13 protein-coding genes and 1 pseudogene are annotated in these 14,646 nt (G+C 64.3%); 9 read left to right on the top strand and 5 right to left on the bottom strand.

All coding sequences use genetic code 11. The features are described from left to right. Positions 1-56: 56 nt before the first annotated feature. The 3 genes from AC5RUO_RS18235 (at position 57) to AC5RUO_RS18225 (ending at position 2,025) form a co-directional block, all read left to right on the top strand. Complete coding sequence (locus AC5RUO_RS18235) at positions 57-1,028, top strand: DnaJ C-terminal domain-containing protein (protein WP_494009824.1); 972 nt, start codon at positions 57-59, stop codon at positions 1,026-1,028. Positions 1,029-1,043: 15 nt separating this feature from the next. Continuing rightward, positions 1,044-1,469: a heat shock protein transcriptional repressor HspR gene (locus AC5RUO_RS18230; RefSeq protein ID WP_494009823.1), complete on the top strand. Its 426-nt coding sequence runs from the start codon at positions 1,044-1,046 to the stop codon at positions 1,467-1,469. Positions 1,470-1,638: 169 nt separating this feature from the next. Further along, entirely contained in the window at positions 1,639-2,025 is a 387-nt protein-coding gene (locus AC5RUO_RS18225; protein ID WP_494104295.1) for a hypothetical protein, read from the top strand. A 69-nt stretch (positions 2,026-2,094) separates the two neighbouring features. On the opposite strand, the gene AC5RUO_RS18220 is transcribed toward AC5RUO_RS18225, so the two are convergent. Together AC5RUO_RS18220 and AC5RUO_RS18215 are read right to left on the bottom strand one after the other, a co-directional pair. Then, positions 2,095-3,504, bottom strand: coding sequence for an aldehyde dehydrogenase family protein (locus tag AC5RUO_RS18220; protein WP_494104255.1), 1,410 nt, complete (start codon positions 3,502-3,504; stop codon positions 2,095-2,097). 175 nt (positions 3,505-3,679) lie between these two features. After that, the gene (locus AC5RUO_RS18215; protein WP_494104254.1) at positions 3,680-4,423 is read right to left on the bottom strand and encodes a FadR/GntR family transcriptional regulator; all 744 of its coding nucleotides are present in this window, start codon (positions 4,421-4,423) and stop codon (positions 3,680-3,682) included. 68 nt (positions 4,424-4,491) lie between these two features. Here AC5RUO_RS18215 and AC5RUO_RS18210 point away from each other — a divergent pair, with 68 nt between their 5' ends. From AC5RUO_RS18210 to AC5RUO_RS18185, 6 genes are all read left to right on the top strand, one after another. Then, positions 4,492-5,793: an ABC transporter substrate-binding protein gene (locus AC5RUO_RS18210; protein WP_494104253.1), complete on the top strand. Its 1,302-nt coding sequence runs from the start codon at positions 4,492-4,494 to the stop codon at positions 5,791-5,793. A gap of 257 nt (positions 5,794-6,050) precedes the next feature. Further along, on the top strand, positions 6,051-6,776 hold the full coding sequence (locus AC5RUO_RS18205) for a carbohydrate ABC transporter permease (RefSeq protein ID WP_494104252.1): 726 nt from the start codon (positions 6,051-6,053) through the stop codon (positions 6,774-6,776). Beyond that, positions 6,773-7,606, top strand: a complete 834-nt coding sequence (locus AC5RUO_RS18200; RefSeq protein ID WP_494104251.1) for a carbohydrate ABC transporter permease — start codon at positions 6,773-6,775, stop codon at positions 7,604-7,606. Before AC5RUO_RS18205 ends, AC5RUO_RS18200 begins: the two co-directional genes overlap by 4 nt. A 10-nt stretch (positions 7,607-7,616) precedes the next feature. Beyond that, positions 7,617-8,804, top strand: coding sequence for a mandelate racemase/muconate lactonizing enzyme family protein (locus AC5RUO_RS18195; protein ID WP_494104250.1), 1,188 nt, complete (start codon positions 7,617-7,619; stop codon positions 8,802-8,804). A gap of 121 nt (positions 8,805-8,925) precedes the next feature. Further along, a complete protein-coding gene (locus AC5RUO_RS18190) occupies positions 8,926-10,395 on the top strand; it encodes an aldehyde dehydrogenase (NADP(+)) (protein ID WP_494104249.1) in 1,470 nt (489 codons plus the stop codon). Next, positions 10,392-11,597 carry a fumarylacetoacetate hydrolase family protein gene (locus tag AC5RUO_RS18185; protein WP_494104248.1) on the top strand — a complete coding sequence of 402 codons (1,206 nt, stop codon included), beginning with the start codon at positions 10,392-10,394 and terminating at the stop codon, positions 11,595-11,597. The genes AC5RUO_RS18190 and AC5RUO_RS18185 overlap by 4 nt, the downstream gene beginning before the upstream one ends. A gap of 105 nt (positions 11,598-11,702) precedes the next feature. Here AC5RUO_RS18185 and AC5RUO_RS18180 read toward each other — a convergent pair whose 3' ends face one another. The 3 genes and pseudogenes from AC5RUO_RS18180 to AC5RUO_RS18170 all read right to left on the bottom strand — a co-directional run. Continuing rightward, the gene (locus AC5RUO_RS18180) at positions 11,703-12,536 is read right to left on the bottom strand and encodes an endonuclease/exonuclease/phosphatase family protein (RefSeq protein ID WP_494104247.1); all 834 of its coding nucleotides are present in this window, start codon (positions 12,534-12,536) and stop codon (positions 11,703-11,705) included. 52 nt (positions 12,537-12,588) lie between these two features. After that, positions 12,589-13,461: pseudogene (locus AC5RUO_RS18175) on the bottom strand (aldehyde dehydrogenase family protein); the annotation flags it as partial. Positions 13,462-13,622: 161 nt separating this feature from the next. Continuing rightward, a partial coding sequence (locus tag AC5RUO_RS18170; RefSeq protein ID WP_494104246.1) for an ATP-dependent 6-phosphofructokinase occupies positions 13,623-14,646 on the bottom strand: 1,024 nt, incomplete at its 5' end.

Genomic DNA, 14,646 nt, shown 5'->3' with positions numbered 1-14,646 from the left:
GAACCTGGTTTCGACAGGCTCAACCACCGACCCATAACTTTTGAAAGGAAACGCCATTGGCTAGCCAGGATTGGGTGGACAAGGACTTTTATAAGATCCTTGGTGTTGCCAAGGACGCTTCCGACGCCGATATCAAGAAGGCTTACCGGAAGCTGGCCCGAGAGCACCACCCTGATACCAACTCGGGGAACACCGCTTCCGAGAAGAAGTTCAAGGACATCTCCGAGGCGTACTCGGTGCTTTCCGATCCCGAGGAACGCCAGCAGTATGACGCCATCCGTGCCATGGGTGGCGGTGCCCGGTTTGCTCCCGGCAGCGCCGGCGCGGGCAACGGCGGGTTTGAGGACCTGTTCGGCGGCCTCTTCACCGGCAACACGGGACGGCATGCGGGCGGGTTCAACCCCTCCGCCGGTGGCATTCCGCCCGAGTTTGCCGACCTCTTTGGTGGCGGCTTCGGCCAGACCGGCTTCCAGCGGACCCCGCAGAAGGGCGCGGACCGTACCGCCTCCACCAGCATTTCCTTCGCCGGTTCCATCCGCGGCACTACCATTGGCCTGCGCGAACCCAGCGGTGAAGTCATCGACGTCCGGGTTCCGGCCGGTATCAAGGACGGCCAGAAGGTGCGCGTGCGCGGCAAGGGCCAGCCCGGCGCCGCCGGCAACGGCGACCTGGTGGTGTCCGTCTCGGTCCAGCCGCACCCGTTTTATACGCGCGACGGCGACAACCTGCGGATCCACGTCCCCGTCACCTTCCCGGAAGCCGCGCTGGGCGCCGACATCGAGGTGCCCACCATCGACGGCGACAAGGTGCGGGTCCGTGTTCCGGCCGGGACGCCGTCGGGCCGTACCCTGCGGGTGAAGGGCAAAGGCGTGAAGACCTCGAAGGTGACCGGCGACCTGCTGGTGACCATCGATGTCGCGGTACCGAAGAACCTGAATAAGGAAGCCGAAGCCGCGGTCAAGGCCTTTGCCGACGCCACAGCCGGTGCGGACGTCCGCGAGGGCCTGGCCGCCAAGGCCCGGCTGTAGCAGCGGAGGTGTTCGGTGGACATCAATGCGGACCAGCCCATCTTCGTGATTTCGGTGGCGGCCGAGCTGGCGGACATGCACCCGCAGACCCTGCGGCAGTACGACCGGCTGGGCATCGTCAAGCCCAGCCGCGCGCCGGGGAAGTCCCGCCGATACTCGCAGCGGGACGTCAACATGCTGCGGGAGGTGCAGCGGCTGTCCCAGGAAGGCGTTTCGCTGGAGGGGATCAAGCGCATCCTGGAGCTCGAAAACCAGGTAGCCGCCCTGCAGCGGCGGGTCTCTGAATTGACTGAGGAACTGGGCCGCCGGCCGCAGCCGTTCGACTCCCGCATTTTCGCCGCCGGAGCGGCCGGGGACGTGGTGACCCTGGCACGCGGCCAGCGCCCCCGTCCCAGGTCGCAGGCCGTGGTGCTGTGGCGGCCGCGCGCCATCGGACAGTAGATAAGTACTCCGCTGCAGGCCCGGGCCGAAATTCGAGTACCCACTACTCGTGCCCCGTCCGCCCCCGGAAACTTCAATGGAACCACCGCTGGATCAGCAGTGGTTCCTAAGTTTTTGGGGGGTTTTTGATGTCTGGTTCTCAGCTTAAGGCCCGGCCGTGAGCCCGGGGATGGAGTCGGTGGCCGCGTTCAGCGGCTCGGTTCCCGGCCAGGTCCTGCTGGCCATCGGGCAGACCATCGTGGTGGTGTGCGTGTGCTTCGACATGGTGCGCGCCCTGTCGGTTCCGCGGTCGCATCGGCGGTACGTCGCCAGCACCGTGTTTCGGACCCTGGCCGTCCCGTCCATCATCGCCAACGGCCTCACCGTGCTGATCGCCCTGGTGGTGGCGTCCTGGGTGGATGTGGTCATGGGCATGTTCGTGCTGGTGGCCATCATCTTCCGGCTGCACCATGACAAGGACGAGGACAACTGGTGGAAGGGCAAGGGCAAGAAGCTGGCCCGCTGGGCCCGGCGGCAGTTGGCCGGCCGCACCTCCACCGCCCCGGCCATGGGGTAGCGGCAGCACCGAAAAGCCCGGGAGCCCCGCACAGCAGCAGGGATGCGGGGCTCCCGTCTCCAACGCTTCCTAGCCGTTGATGACCTGGGGTACGCCGAGGTGCTTGAGGCCTTCGACGCCGAATTCGAGGCCGTAGCCGGACTGCTTGGCGCCGCCGAAGGGGATGCGGGGGTCCACCGCGCCATGCCGGTTGATCCACACGGTGCCGGCCTGGATCCGGGTGGCCACCTCGCGGGCAGCATTAAGGTCTGAGGACCAGACCGAGGCACCGAGGCCGACGTCGAGGGCGTTGGCCTTTTCCACTGCTTCATCAATGGTGCTGTAGCGGATGATCGGGAGGGCGGGGCCGAACTGTTCCTCGGCCACGAGCGGGTTGTCGTTGTCGATGTCCGCCACCAGGGTGGTGGGGTAGAAGTAGCCGGGCTGGTTGGGATCCGGGTTGCCGCCCAGGAGGACGCGTGCTCCGGAAGCCTTGGCTGCCTCCACAAGGTTCGCGACGACGTCGTACTGGGCCTTGTTCTGCAGCGGGCCCAGGACGTTGGTCTCATCCAGGCCGTTGCCCATGGGCATGGCCTTGGCGACGGTGGTGATTTCTTCGCAGACGGCGTCGTAGATGTCGTCATGGACGTAGAGGCGCTTGAGCGCGGCGCAGGTCTGCCCGGTGTTGAGGAACGCGCCCCAGAAGATGTCCTCGGCGATGGCCTTGGGGTCGGCGTCGGGCAGGACGATGCCGGCGTCGTTGCCCCCGAGCTCCAGGGTGAGGCGCTTGACGGTGTCCGCGGAGGATTTGATGATGGCGCGGCCGGCGGCGGTGGAGCCGGTGAACATGATCTTGCCGATGGCGGGGTGGTCGGTCAGCCGGGCGCCGACTTCGCGGCCGCAGGAGACCACGGAGAGGATTCCTTCGGGGAGTTCCTCGTTGAGGACTTTGACCAGGGCCAGGACGGAGAGCGGGGTGTTGCCGGAGGGCTTGACCACCACGGTATTGCCCATGCGCAGGGCAGGGGCGATCTGCCAGATGGCGATCATCATGGGCCAGTTCCAGGGGCCGATGGCCGCGACGACACCGATGGGCTTGTAGTGCAGTTCGGCGCGGGTCTCGCCGTCGTCCACGATCGTTTCCGGTTCCAGCGGCAGGCCGGCGGTGGCGCGGAGCCAGGCAACGCAAGCGCCGACTTCGAAGCGGGCGTTGGGGCCGTTGAGGGGTTTGCCCTGCTCGCGGGAGAGCAGCTGGGCGAGTTCCTCGGCGGAGCGTTCGACGGCGTCGGCTGCTTTCAGGAGTGCGGCGGACCTTGCCTCGTGGCCCAGCGCCGCCCATGCCGGCTGTGTCTCGACTGCGGTGGCGACGGCCTGCTCCAGGAACCCGAGGTCATGGATGGGGGCCTCGCCCACGGCTTCGCCCGTGGCGGGGTTCTGGATGCTCCGGCTGGGACCGGACGTGGGCGTGATGGACGCGAGGAGCGCATCGTAGCTTTCCAAGGGATACTCCACTTCGAGTAGGCAAGGACGCCAGCCGGGCGGCGTAGCGGGTTACCCCCAGTGTGGTTTACCGTCCCGGCTCCGCTCTTGTCTTTTGGCGCAAGGCCCTTGGCGTGGGAGGAACAGGCTGCGCGTGGTGGGCCGCTGACGAAAGGCTTCCCATTGCAGTCCAGTCCTACCCGGCGGGCGTTCTCCGGGCACTGACGCCGGGGAGAGCTGCGCGCTCGGTAAACGCCGGTTCTCCGCTGGTCAGGTCCTGATCGGATTCTCGAATCGCGTATCTCATGGCTGCCTCTGCTGCCTCTGGGTCGCCGGCTTCGACAGCTTCCAGCACGCTCCTATGGTCTGGCACGGGATCGAGCCAGGCCGCGCCAGGGTGGTGTTGAATCCGGTTACGGGCGTTGAGGGCGTGGACGATGACCACGTCCAGGCGCATCATCAGCTCGTTATGTGTCGCCCGCAGCAGGTGAATGTGGAAATCTTGGTCCGCGGCGGCGAGCCTTTCGATGTCCTGCCCCGCGGTCTCGAACTCAGCGAACGAGCGCCTGAGCGCCTCGATGTCCTCCGGTTTTCGGTACTGCGCAGCCAGCCTGGCGGCGGCCGGTTCAATAACATCCCGCAGCTGGGACAGCTCGGCAAGAAGCCGGTCATCGTCCCGGCGCGCCGAGCGCCGCCACATGATCACGTCGCCATCGAGCAGCTTCCAGGCTGCGCGGTCGTTCACGATCGTGCCGCGTTTGGGCCAGGAGTCGATCAGTCCTTTTTCCCGGATGGTGCGCAGGGCCTCCCTGATGGCGGTCTTGCTAACACCAAGCTCAGGTTCAAGGGAGTCCACATCGATGCGCGCCCCCGGCGGGTAGTCACCGCGCACGATGCGGAGTCCAAGCAAGTCGACGATCTCGGAGTGCAGGCTGGCCATACGGGCTACTTTACCTTGCTTCGGGGCCACTATTGCCTTTATACCTATTATTAGTAATATATAGCCAGATGTGGGGCAGATCACCCCGCCACCTACGAAGGAGTAGCAATGTCTCTACGCCCATCCCGCCGCTCGAAAGCATCTCCGCTCTGGCTGTTGTGGCCGCGGGAGCTCTCGTCCTTTCCGCCTGTTCGCCCTCGCCGGAGGGTTCGTCGGCCAATCCGCAGCCGGCGACAATTACTTTCGCGGCGTCGACACTTGGTGACCCTGGCCGCGGTCCAGGCCTGCAGAAGCTTATGGACGAGTACAACGCCAGCCAGGACGTCGTCAAGGTTGAGCCCGCATCGATCCCGTTCCCGAGCTTCGGGCAGACCGTGCTGACCCAGATGGGCGGAGGCGAAGGGCCGGACGTCGTCCGCTTCGACATGCCCGAGTTCTCGACAGCGGCGTCCTCAGGCCTGCTCGAACCGCTCGACGACCAGATCGACGCGGAAAAATTGAACCTCATCCCTGGCCCGGACAAGTACCTTACGGTTGATGATCACCGCTACGGCGTCGTCTTCGAGAACTCGAATTACGGCATGTTCTACAACGAGGACCTCATCCCCGAAGCGCCCAAGACGTTCGAGGAGTTCCTCCAGACGGCAAAGGATACGACCAAGGGAGATGTTTACGGTCTTGCCTTCCGCCAAACCCAGGCGGAGGAAGCCGGCGTTTGGCAGGACATCTTCAACTATGTTCTGGGCTTCGGCGGTGACTGGTCCGACGGCGAGAAGCTCACAATTGACTCGCCCGAGGTGATTGAGGGCTTGAAGGCATACCAGCAGCTCTACGACGCAAATGTCATCCCGAAGGGTGCCGACGCCGCGACGTTCCGCAAGATGTTCGCCAACGGCAAGGTTGGAATGGAACTGAACAACGGCGGTTATGTCACTGCCACCAAATCCGCCAACGCGAACCTCAACTTCAGCGTGGCACGCATTCCTTTCCCGGAGAAGAAGCAGGGCGCGTTGCTGGCTCCGATTACTATCAACGCCAACAGCAAGCACAAGGATGCCGGCTTGAACTTCATCAACTGGCTGCTCGAACCCGCCCAGCAGGTCAAGCTGCAGGAAGTACTGGGCGCCAGCAGCGTTGCGACTCCGACAGTGCGCAGCGCTGAGAGCCTGGAGAAGTACCCGTTCCTTCCGGCACTGGATGAGTTGACCGATTCTGGAGTTCCCCAGATCGTGAACGGCTTCGGTCCGCAGACAGCCGACATCCGTCACATCGTGGTGAGCGAGGTGCTGGCCGCACTTCAGGGCCAGCAGGACATGGCGACTGCGATGCAGAAGGCCCAGAAGCAGGCGGAGGAGCTGGTCGGGCGATGACTGAACCAAGCAGGGGACCGCGCCTTCTGGTGCGGTCCCCGGGACCGACCGGAGGGCCGGCCCCGGACACCAATCGCAGAGGGAGTAAACGCCGCCGCAGGAGCGCGGTCGGCAGCCCCTGGACGCCGTACCTTTTTCTGGCCCCCGCCATTCTCTACATCGTCGTCTTTCAACTGGTCCCGCTCCTGCAGGAAGTCTGGCTCAGCTTTACGAGGACGACCCTGCTCAACCCGAACAACAACGTCTGGGTCGGGTTGGTGAACTACCAATCCGTCCTGGCAGATCCTGCTTTCCGCCAGACCCTTCTCACAACGCTGATCTACGTCACAGCATGCGTCGTCGGCGCAGTGGGCCTTGGCCTGCTCGTTGCCCTGCTGCTGAACGGGCGGTTCCCCGGCCGTGTTATGGCCCGCTCGCTGGTTACCGTTCCCTGGGCCGCGCCTGGCATTGCAGTTGCCCTTATCGCGACATGGATGTTCAACCCGCAGTTCGGTATCCTGACACGCCTGCTGCGGGGAATAGGAATCGACCCGGGTCCGAACGGCATCCTTGACAACCCGCAGCTGGCCCTCGCGGCGATCCTCGTCACCACTATCTGGCAGCTGGTGCCGTTCGTGGCGGTTGTGCTCCTCTCGGCCCTGCAAGGAGTTCCGCAGGAGCTGGTGGAGGCAGCCCAGGTGGATGGCGCCGGGCGCTGGATGACCTTCCGTGTGGTGACCTGGCAGGTCCTGAAACCGACGGTCGGCTTAGTCGCGGTACTCATGACCATCTGGTCACTGCGTCGCTTCGAGCTGATCTGGCTGATGACCCGGGGCGGACCGCTGGGCTCCACACGCACCCTCGTGATCGACCTCTACTCTCAGGCGTTCGAGTCCAAGCAGCTGGGGACGGCAGCAGCCATTGGCATGGTGGGCATTGTCATCTCCCTGATCGTCATCGTCGGCAGTCAACTGGTCGCCCGTGCGGCCGCCAAGGAGGCATGATGGGCCGCATACGCTTCGGGGTGACAGCCCGTACCCTCGCCGTTCTCTTCGTCCTCGGGATTTCAGTTTTTCCCATCTACTGGATGTTTGTGACCGCTCTGGCGCCTGACGACGTGCTTTTCGGATCATCTTCAATAAACTTGCTTCCCGACTTCTCCCGGTTCGTCTTCGCAGACGCACTCGCGGACGGCCAGGTCGTCGGCTGGCTGCTCAACAGCTTCATCGTTGCGGCGGGGACAACTGTTCTGTCCATCGGACTGGGGATCCCGCTGGGCTACGCCCTGTCGAGATTCACCTTTCGGGGCAAGGCTGCGGTTGGCCTGGCGCTGCTGTTCACGCAGATGCTCCCTGAAGCCCTGCTGGTTGTGCCGCTGTTCGCCATCTTCCGGCGGTTCGACCTGCTGAATTCGCTGCACGGGCTGATCCTGGCCGACACAGCTTTCACCCTTCCCGTTGTCGCACTGATCCTCAAGGGCGCCATCGACGGCGTTCCCCGGGACCTGGACGAGGCGGCCCGTGTTGACGGCAGCCGCCCGCCCACCGTCCTCGCCCGCATCATCCTGCCGCTGATCGCGCCAGCCATCGCGGCCGCCGCGGTCATCGCTTTCTTCAGCGCCTGGAATGAGTACGTCTTCGCAGTGACGTTTGTGTTCGACAAATCGCTCCAGCCAGCTTCGGTTGGTGTGGCTGGCTTCATCGGCGAGCAGGACACCTCAATCCAAAGCATCATGGCCGTCGGTCTGCTGTTTACGCTTCCGGCCGTCGCCTTCTACCTGTTCGCACAACGCTATGTCGTCAGCGGTATGACCGCTGGCGCTGTTAAGGGATGACATTCCACCTATGAAAATCACCAATCTCGACACAGTTGTGGTCGACTTCTACCGGACGAACCTCATCTTCGTCCGCCTGCACACCGATTCGGGACTCACCGGGGTCGCAGAGGCAACCCTCGAAGGCCAGGAGCACGCCGTGCGCGGCGCCGTCGCCGTCCTCGCCGACGCGGTACGGGGCAAGGATCCCACTCGGATCGCCCACAACATCTACGAGCTCAATCGCGACGCCTACTGGCGCGGCGGGCCCGTGACCATGACCGCTCTCAGCGCCCTCGAAATGGCAATGTGGGACGTTTCCGCCCGCGCGTTGGACGTCCCGGTCCACCGCATGCTCGGCGGCCAGGTCCGCGACAGGGTCCGCGCCTACGCCAACGGCTGGTTCTCAGGAGCCAAAACACCGGAGGACTTCGCGGACGCCGCCCTACAGACAGTTGCCCAAGGCTTCCGCGGACTCAAGTGGGACCCTTTCGAAGCCGCTGACCTCACCCTCGAACCGCGGGATCTGCGGCGAATGCTCGAGCCCGTCGCCGCTGTCCGTGAGGCAGTAGGCGACGACATTGAGCTGTTTATCGAAGGACACGGCCGCTTCGACGTGCCCACAGCCATCCGCGTTGCCCGCGAAATCGAGCAGTTCCAACCAGTGTTCTTCGAAGAGCCATGCCCGCCGGATGGTATCGATTCCCTCCTGGAGATACGCTCCAAATCGCCAGTCCCTATTGCAGCAGGGGAGCGCTGGTTCGGACGGAACACTTTCGTCCCCGCCCTGGCACGGAATGCAGTTGACTACATACAGCCGGACGTCACCCATGCGGGGGGCCTGCTGGAGCTGTCATTCATCTCCACGCTCGCCGCAGCCCACTACATCCCGTTCGCACCCCACAACCCGAGCGGACCCCTCAGTACCGCGGCAACACTCCAGCTGGGCGCGATGCTGCCCAACTTCCGATACCTGGAAATCATGGCCTCGGACGTACCGTGGCGAAGCGAGATCTCCAACGAGCGCCTCCAGTTGACCGAGGAGGGTGACATTCTCATTCCTGACGGCGTCGGACTGGGTATCGAACTCGACTTCGACGCGATTGCTGAGCATCCGTACACGCCGCATCCGATGCGGATCTTCAACGACGCAGTTGCTGACATTCGGCCGCCGGATGCCCGCTCCTACTTCAACCTCGAACGCACGCCCGCCCTCTGACCGAAAGTGACCCGAAGGGGCGCCGGCGCACGTCCCTGCGCCCCTGTCCGGAGGGCTCAAGCCATTGGAAATCAGCAAGGCGGCAGTGAATTTGGGGCCGTTGCCCCGGAAGGAACCAACGATGATGACATCACCTGAGGCGACAGATCAGCAGATCGTTGCCGCTCACCGGGCGTTTAAGCAGGCGAGAGATGTTGAGCCGGGAGTTCGGGCCCGCTGGTTGGAGGCTATCGCGGCTGCACTGGAGACCCACGCGGATGAACTGGTCTTCCTTGGGCGCCACGAAACTCACCTGGAGGAAGGCCGGCTCCGCTTTGAGCTGAAGCGATCCGTGTTTCAGGTCCGGCTTTTCATAGCGGAAATAATGCACGGGGAACACCTGGACGCAACCATTGACCATGCCGATCCTGGCTGGGGGATGGGTCCCAGGCCGGACATACGGCGCTACTCTGTGCCGCTCGGCGTCGTCGGTGTTTTCGGCGCCTCTAACTTCCCCTTTGCCTTCAGCGTCATGGGCGGAGACAGCGCGTCAGCCCTCGCGGCCGGCTGTGCGGTGGTGCACAAAATCCATGAGGGCCACCTGAACCTGGCTGTGCGGACCGGCGCCATTGTCCAGGATGCCCTTCAAGGGGCAGGCGCGCCCCACGGGCTTTTCTCGACGATCGCTGGCCGGCAGGCAGGGGAACTATTGGTTGATCACCCGATGGTGAAGGCCATCGGCTTCACGGGGTCAACGGCCGGTGGGAGGGCCCTCTTTGACCGGGCCTCGCGCCGCCCAGTTCCCATTCCATTCTTTGGGGAATTGGGGAGCATCAACCCTGTCTTCGTCACCGAGCAGGCATGGAGTGCCAGACAGAACGAAATCCTCGCCGGCTACGCGGCATCCTTCACCTTGGGCATGGGCCAGTTCTGCACAAAGCCCGGGCTGCTGTTCGCCCCGGTGAACGACATCCAAGAGCTCGCTGGGTTTCTGCACCAGGAACTGGCCTCGAAACCGTCAAGCCCCCTCTTGAGCCCGAAGCTGCGGGAAGGTTTCGACAAGGCCCTGAACTCAGTACGTGCAACGCCCGGCGTCCAGGTCCTGGTGCCCGGGGACGAGTCGCTGGCTCCCCGGCCGACGGTGCTGCTTACCACTGCTGAGGACGTCCACCAGCGCCCGGGAATCCTGGAGCAGGAGATGTTCGGGCCTGCCACGCTGGTGATCGGCTACCAACAGGGCACTGACTTGGCGGGCTTGGCCCGGCTCTTGGATGGGCAACTCACCGCCACCGTGCAGGCAGAGCCCGACGAAGACGTCACTGAACTGTTGGTGGAGTTGCGGGAGCGGGCCGGGCGGTTGCTCTGGAACGCGTGGCCAACGGGGGTAACTGTCTCGTACGCCCAGCACCACGGCGGCCCCTATCCGGCCACCACCGCCACCACTACCTCCGTCGGAACAGCAGCGATTGGTCGCTTCATGCGTCCCGTCGCCTACGACTCCTTCCCGGCCCAGCAACTTCCAGCGCCGCTGCAAGACAGCAATCCATGGGGCGTCCGACGAAGGGTAGACGGATTCTGGGAACCAACCGCTAAAGGTAAGGACATCAAATGATCAACGAGGCGTCACGGCAGATCCTTCCGGCTGACTGGGAGGAAGCCGTTCTTATTGGGCGCGTCTGGGATCCCATCTCCGAAGGTCCCCGAGTGGTCTCTGTCCGCGGTGACGAGGTTTTCGATCTGACTCCCGAGATCCGCACTGTTGCCGAGCTGGTGAATCACGAGAACCCGCTGGGATTCCTTCTCCCCAGGCCTGACGCTCCCAAATGGGTCCTCCCGGAACTCATAGAAGCCTCCTTGGAAGGGGACCGCAGCAGACCTCATCTGCTGGCCCCGATTGACCTTCAGGTGATCAAGGCCTGTGGCGTGACGTTCGTCGAGAGCATGATCGAGCGTGTTATCGAAGAGCGTTGTGGCGGTGACTTCAACCGCGCGGTAGAAGTCCGAAAGACTGTAGCGGACGCCTTGGGCGGAAGCCTGGACTCGCTACGGCCGGGATCTGAAGAGGCGCAAGAGGTCAAAAACGTCTTGACGGGGCAGGGCATGTGGTCGCAGTACCTTGAGGTCGGACTCGGCCCCGATCCCGAGGTGTTCACCAAAGCCCCCGTCCTGGCATCAATGGGATTTGGTTCCGGTGTGGGCATCCCCAGCTTTTCCTCCTGGAACAACCCCGAGCCTGAGCTCGTGCTCATCGTCGACTCTGCCGGGAAAGTTCGAGGTGCAACGCTTGGAAACGACGTCAATCTCCGGGACGTGGAGGGCCGCAGCGCGCTCCTGCTGGGCATGGCCAAGGACAACAACGCTTCCTGTGCGATCGGTCCGTTGATCCGGCTCTTTCACCAGGACTTCACGCTGGAATCCCTCCGGGAAGAAGAAATTACCCTCACGGTAGAGGGACAGGATGGGTACCGGTTGGAGGGCCGCAATAGCTTGGCCCACATCAGCCGCCCCTTCGAAGAGTTGGTCAAAGCGGCTCGAGGCAAGCATCACCAATACCCTGACGGCTTCGTCCTCTTCACCGGAACACTCTTCGCGCCGACGCAAGACCGCGGCATAGAAGGGATGGGCTTCACCCACAAACACGGGGATATAGTCACCATCAGCAGCCCCCAGCTTGGGGCGCTGATCAACCAAACCCAAAAGACTGAGGACATGGAGCCCTGGACGTTTGGTATCAACGCTTTGTTCAACTACCTCGCCGGGCTGGGAACCGAGACGGCGAGAATACACGCCGCAAGCACCCAGCCCATTGCCTAATGACCGTGCCGGCAGGCTGCGCAAGCAGCCTTCCGGCATTGGTAATACTCCTCCGGATGTAACTTCGGCGCTCAGCGCGAGTCAGTGAAGTCCAGCAGGACCTTTTTAGTAACGGATATCAGCCTCCAGCCCGTAGTGGTCCGACGGATAGGTGCCAGCCATCGGGATGGTGCCCAGCAGGGCTGCTGCCCTCGGATGTCCGGCTCCACCCCTCCGTGGTGCGGCGGTGAAGATATAGTCGATCCGCCGGTCCGGCCACAAGAGCTGGGCTGCCCATGGATTGGTATTGGACCACGTGCTGCCTGTTATGCCCGGTGCCGCCACTTCCCAGGCATCGTAGAAGGACAAACCAGGAACCGGTGCTGCCGCTCGGCCCGTCATGAGGCGCATTTCGTCGCTGTCGGGGTCGGCGTTAAAGTCTCCGCAGACAACCAGGGGAGTCCGCTCATCCTGTGCCGCGTGCAGGTGGGTGATCAGTCCGCGGACCGCATCCTGCCGTGCCTGGCTCTGGTCCAGCGACCAGGCGTTCATCACCACTCCGTACACGTGGAGCGGTCCACGCGGGCCGTCCACCTGGACGTACTGCACCCGCAACGCACCAAAGCTGAAGCCGGCAGCATCGGCAACCGGCCATCTGGACAAGACGGCAACGCCCGAGAGCGCTGACTCGTCCTCCTGAGCCGGAACCCCGCTAAAGGCGTGGTACGGCAGCCGCAGAGGTCCGGCCAGCCTCGCGGACTGGCTGTCGTCACCCTTCGCCCAGGACTCCGTCAGCACAAGAAGATCCGGCTTTGCCTCCAGCAGCGTGGAAGTTATCGCCGCTTCACGCTCCTGCCAGGGGCCGTACAGGCCCCACACATTCCAGGTGATCACACGGGTGCTGGTTGTGATCAGCTCGCCGTAAAGTTCGGCGGAATGTCCAGGTGCTGCGCCATCCATCCTGCCCGCATGCCCCTGGGATCGCCAGAATCCCTAGGGCATGCGGTGCGGGTCAGCCGGCGTAGGGGTCTGCGATGCCGATGTATTGGGTGGTGGTGTATTCGGCGATGCCTTCGGTGCCGCCTTCGCGGCCGAGTCCGGATTGTTTGACGCCGCCGAAGGGTGCGGCGGCGTTGGAGATGACGCCTGCGTTGAACCCGACCATGCCGAACTCAATTTGCTCGGCCACCCTTAACAATCGGTTGAAGTCGCGGCTGTAGAGGTAGGACGCGAGGCCGTATTCGGAGGCGTTGGCGAGGTTGATGGCTTCTTGCTCGGTGGTGAAGGTGGTGACGGGGGCGACGGGGCCGAAGATTTCCTGGCCGAGGATCGCTGCGTTGTTGGGGACGTTGGCCAGGACGGTGGGCTGGTAGAAGTAGCCTGGCCCGTCCACGGGCGCCCCACCGGTGACAGCAACGGCTCCGGCGTCGACGGCGGCACGCACCAAAGCGTGGACATCCTCGCGGGCGCCGGCGTCGATGAGCGGACCAACCCGGCTGGCAGGATCGGTGCCCCGTCCCGTAGCCAGGGCGCCCATCGCGGCAGCGAACTTCCGGGTGAACTCGGCGGCAACGGTTTCGTGGACGAGGAAGCGGTTGGCGGCGGTGCAGGCTTCGCCCATGTTCCGCATCTTCGCCGCCATGGCCCCTTCGACCGCGGCATCGAGGTCGGCGTCCTCGAAGACGATGAAGGGTGCGTTCCCGCCGAGTTCCATCGAGGTGCGCAGGACGTTCTGGGCGGCGTCGGCCATCAGGCGTTTGCCGACCGGGGTGGACCCTGTGAACGAGACCTTCCGCAGGCGGGAGTCCTTCAGCAGCGGTCCGGAAACCCCCGAAGCGGACGACGATGAAACAACATTGAGGACGCCGGCGGGCAGGCCACGCTCCTCGGTTCGGTCCCGGTGGTGTCAACGCGCAGCGAAGCCGTGGCATTGGTGGAGGGACAGGACGCTGATGAGCGCATTGACACTATAACCATGCTGCTCACCCCAGCCACCCCCTCCCAGGAGCGGGTGGGCGCTCACTGGTTCTCTTCCCAGTCCTTGCCTTAGCCGAACAGGGCTGAGGCTTCGTCGTAGCGCTTCTGCGGCACGGTCTTGAGCTGGCCCAGGGCGTCCTGGAAGCCTACGTGCTCGATGTCCGTTCCCTTCAGGGCCACCATGGTGCCCCAGAAGCCTTCCACCACGGAGTCGATGGCGGCCATGCCGAGCCGGGTGGCCAGGACCCGGTCGAAGGCGGAGGGGACGCCGCCGCGCTGGATGTGGCCGAGGATGGTGGCGCGGGTTTCGATGCCGGTCCGGGCTTCAAGCTCCGGGGCCAGCTGGTCGGCGATGCCGCCCAGGCGGGGACGGCCGAAGGTGTCCAGGCCGCGTTCGGAGTGCGGGGTTTCCATGTGCTCCGGAACGAAGCCTTCGGCCACCACCACCAGGGGTGCGCGTCCGCGGGCGTGGGCTTCCTTCACCCACTGGGTAATCTGTTCGATGCTGACCTTCTGCTCCGGGATGAGGATGGCGTGGGCACCGGCGGCCATGCCGGCATGCAGCGCGATCCACCCCACGTGCCGGCCCATGACTTCGGCGATCATGCACCGGTGGTGGGATTCGCCGGTGGTGCGGAGCCGGTCGATGGCTTCGGTGGCGATTTGCACGGCGGTGTCGAAACCGAAGGTGTAGTCGGTGGCGTCAAGGTCGTTGTCCACCGTCTTGGGGACGCCGACGATCTTGAGGCCGGCGTCGGTGAGGCGCTTGGCGGCGGCCAGGGTTCCCTCACCGCCGATGGCGATGATGGCGTCGATTCCCAGCCGGTCCATGTGGGCCTTGATGACCTCGGGGCCGCCGCCGTTCTCGAACGGGTTGGTGCGGGAGGTGCCGAGGATGGTGCCGCCCTGCTTGGCAATGCCACGGACCATGGTGCGGGGGATCTCCATGATGTCGCCCTCCACCACGCCGCGCCAGCCGTCGAGGAACCCGACGAGCTCGTGGCCGTGGATGGCGATGCCTTTCAGCACGGCGCCGCGGATCACCGCGTTCAATCCGGGGCAGTCGCCACCGCTGGTGAGGATTCCAATTTTC

The organism is Arthrobacter sp. Y3221087 (genome assembly GCF_059089905.1).
The sequence above is the reverse complement of the archived record's forward strand: the minus strand, read 5'-3'. Positions and strand labels throughout refer to the sequence as shown.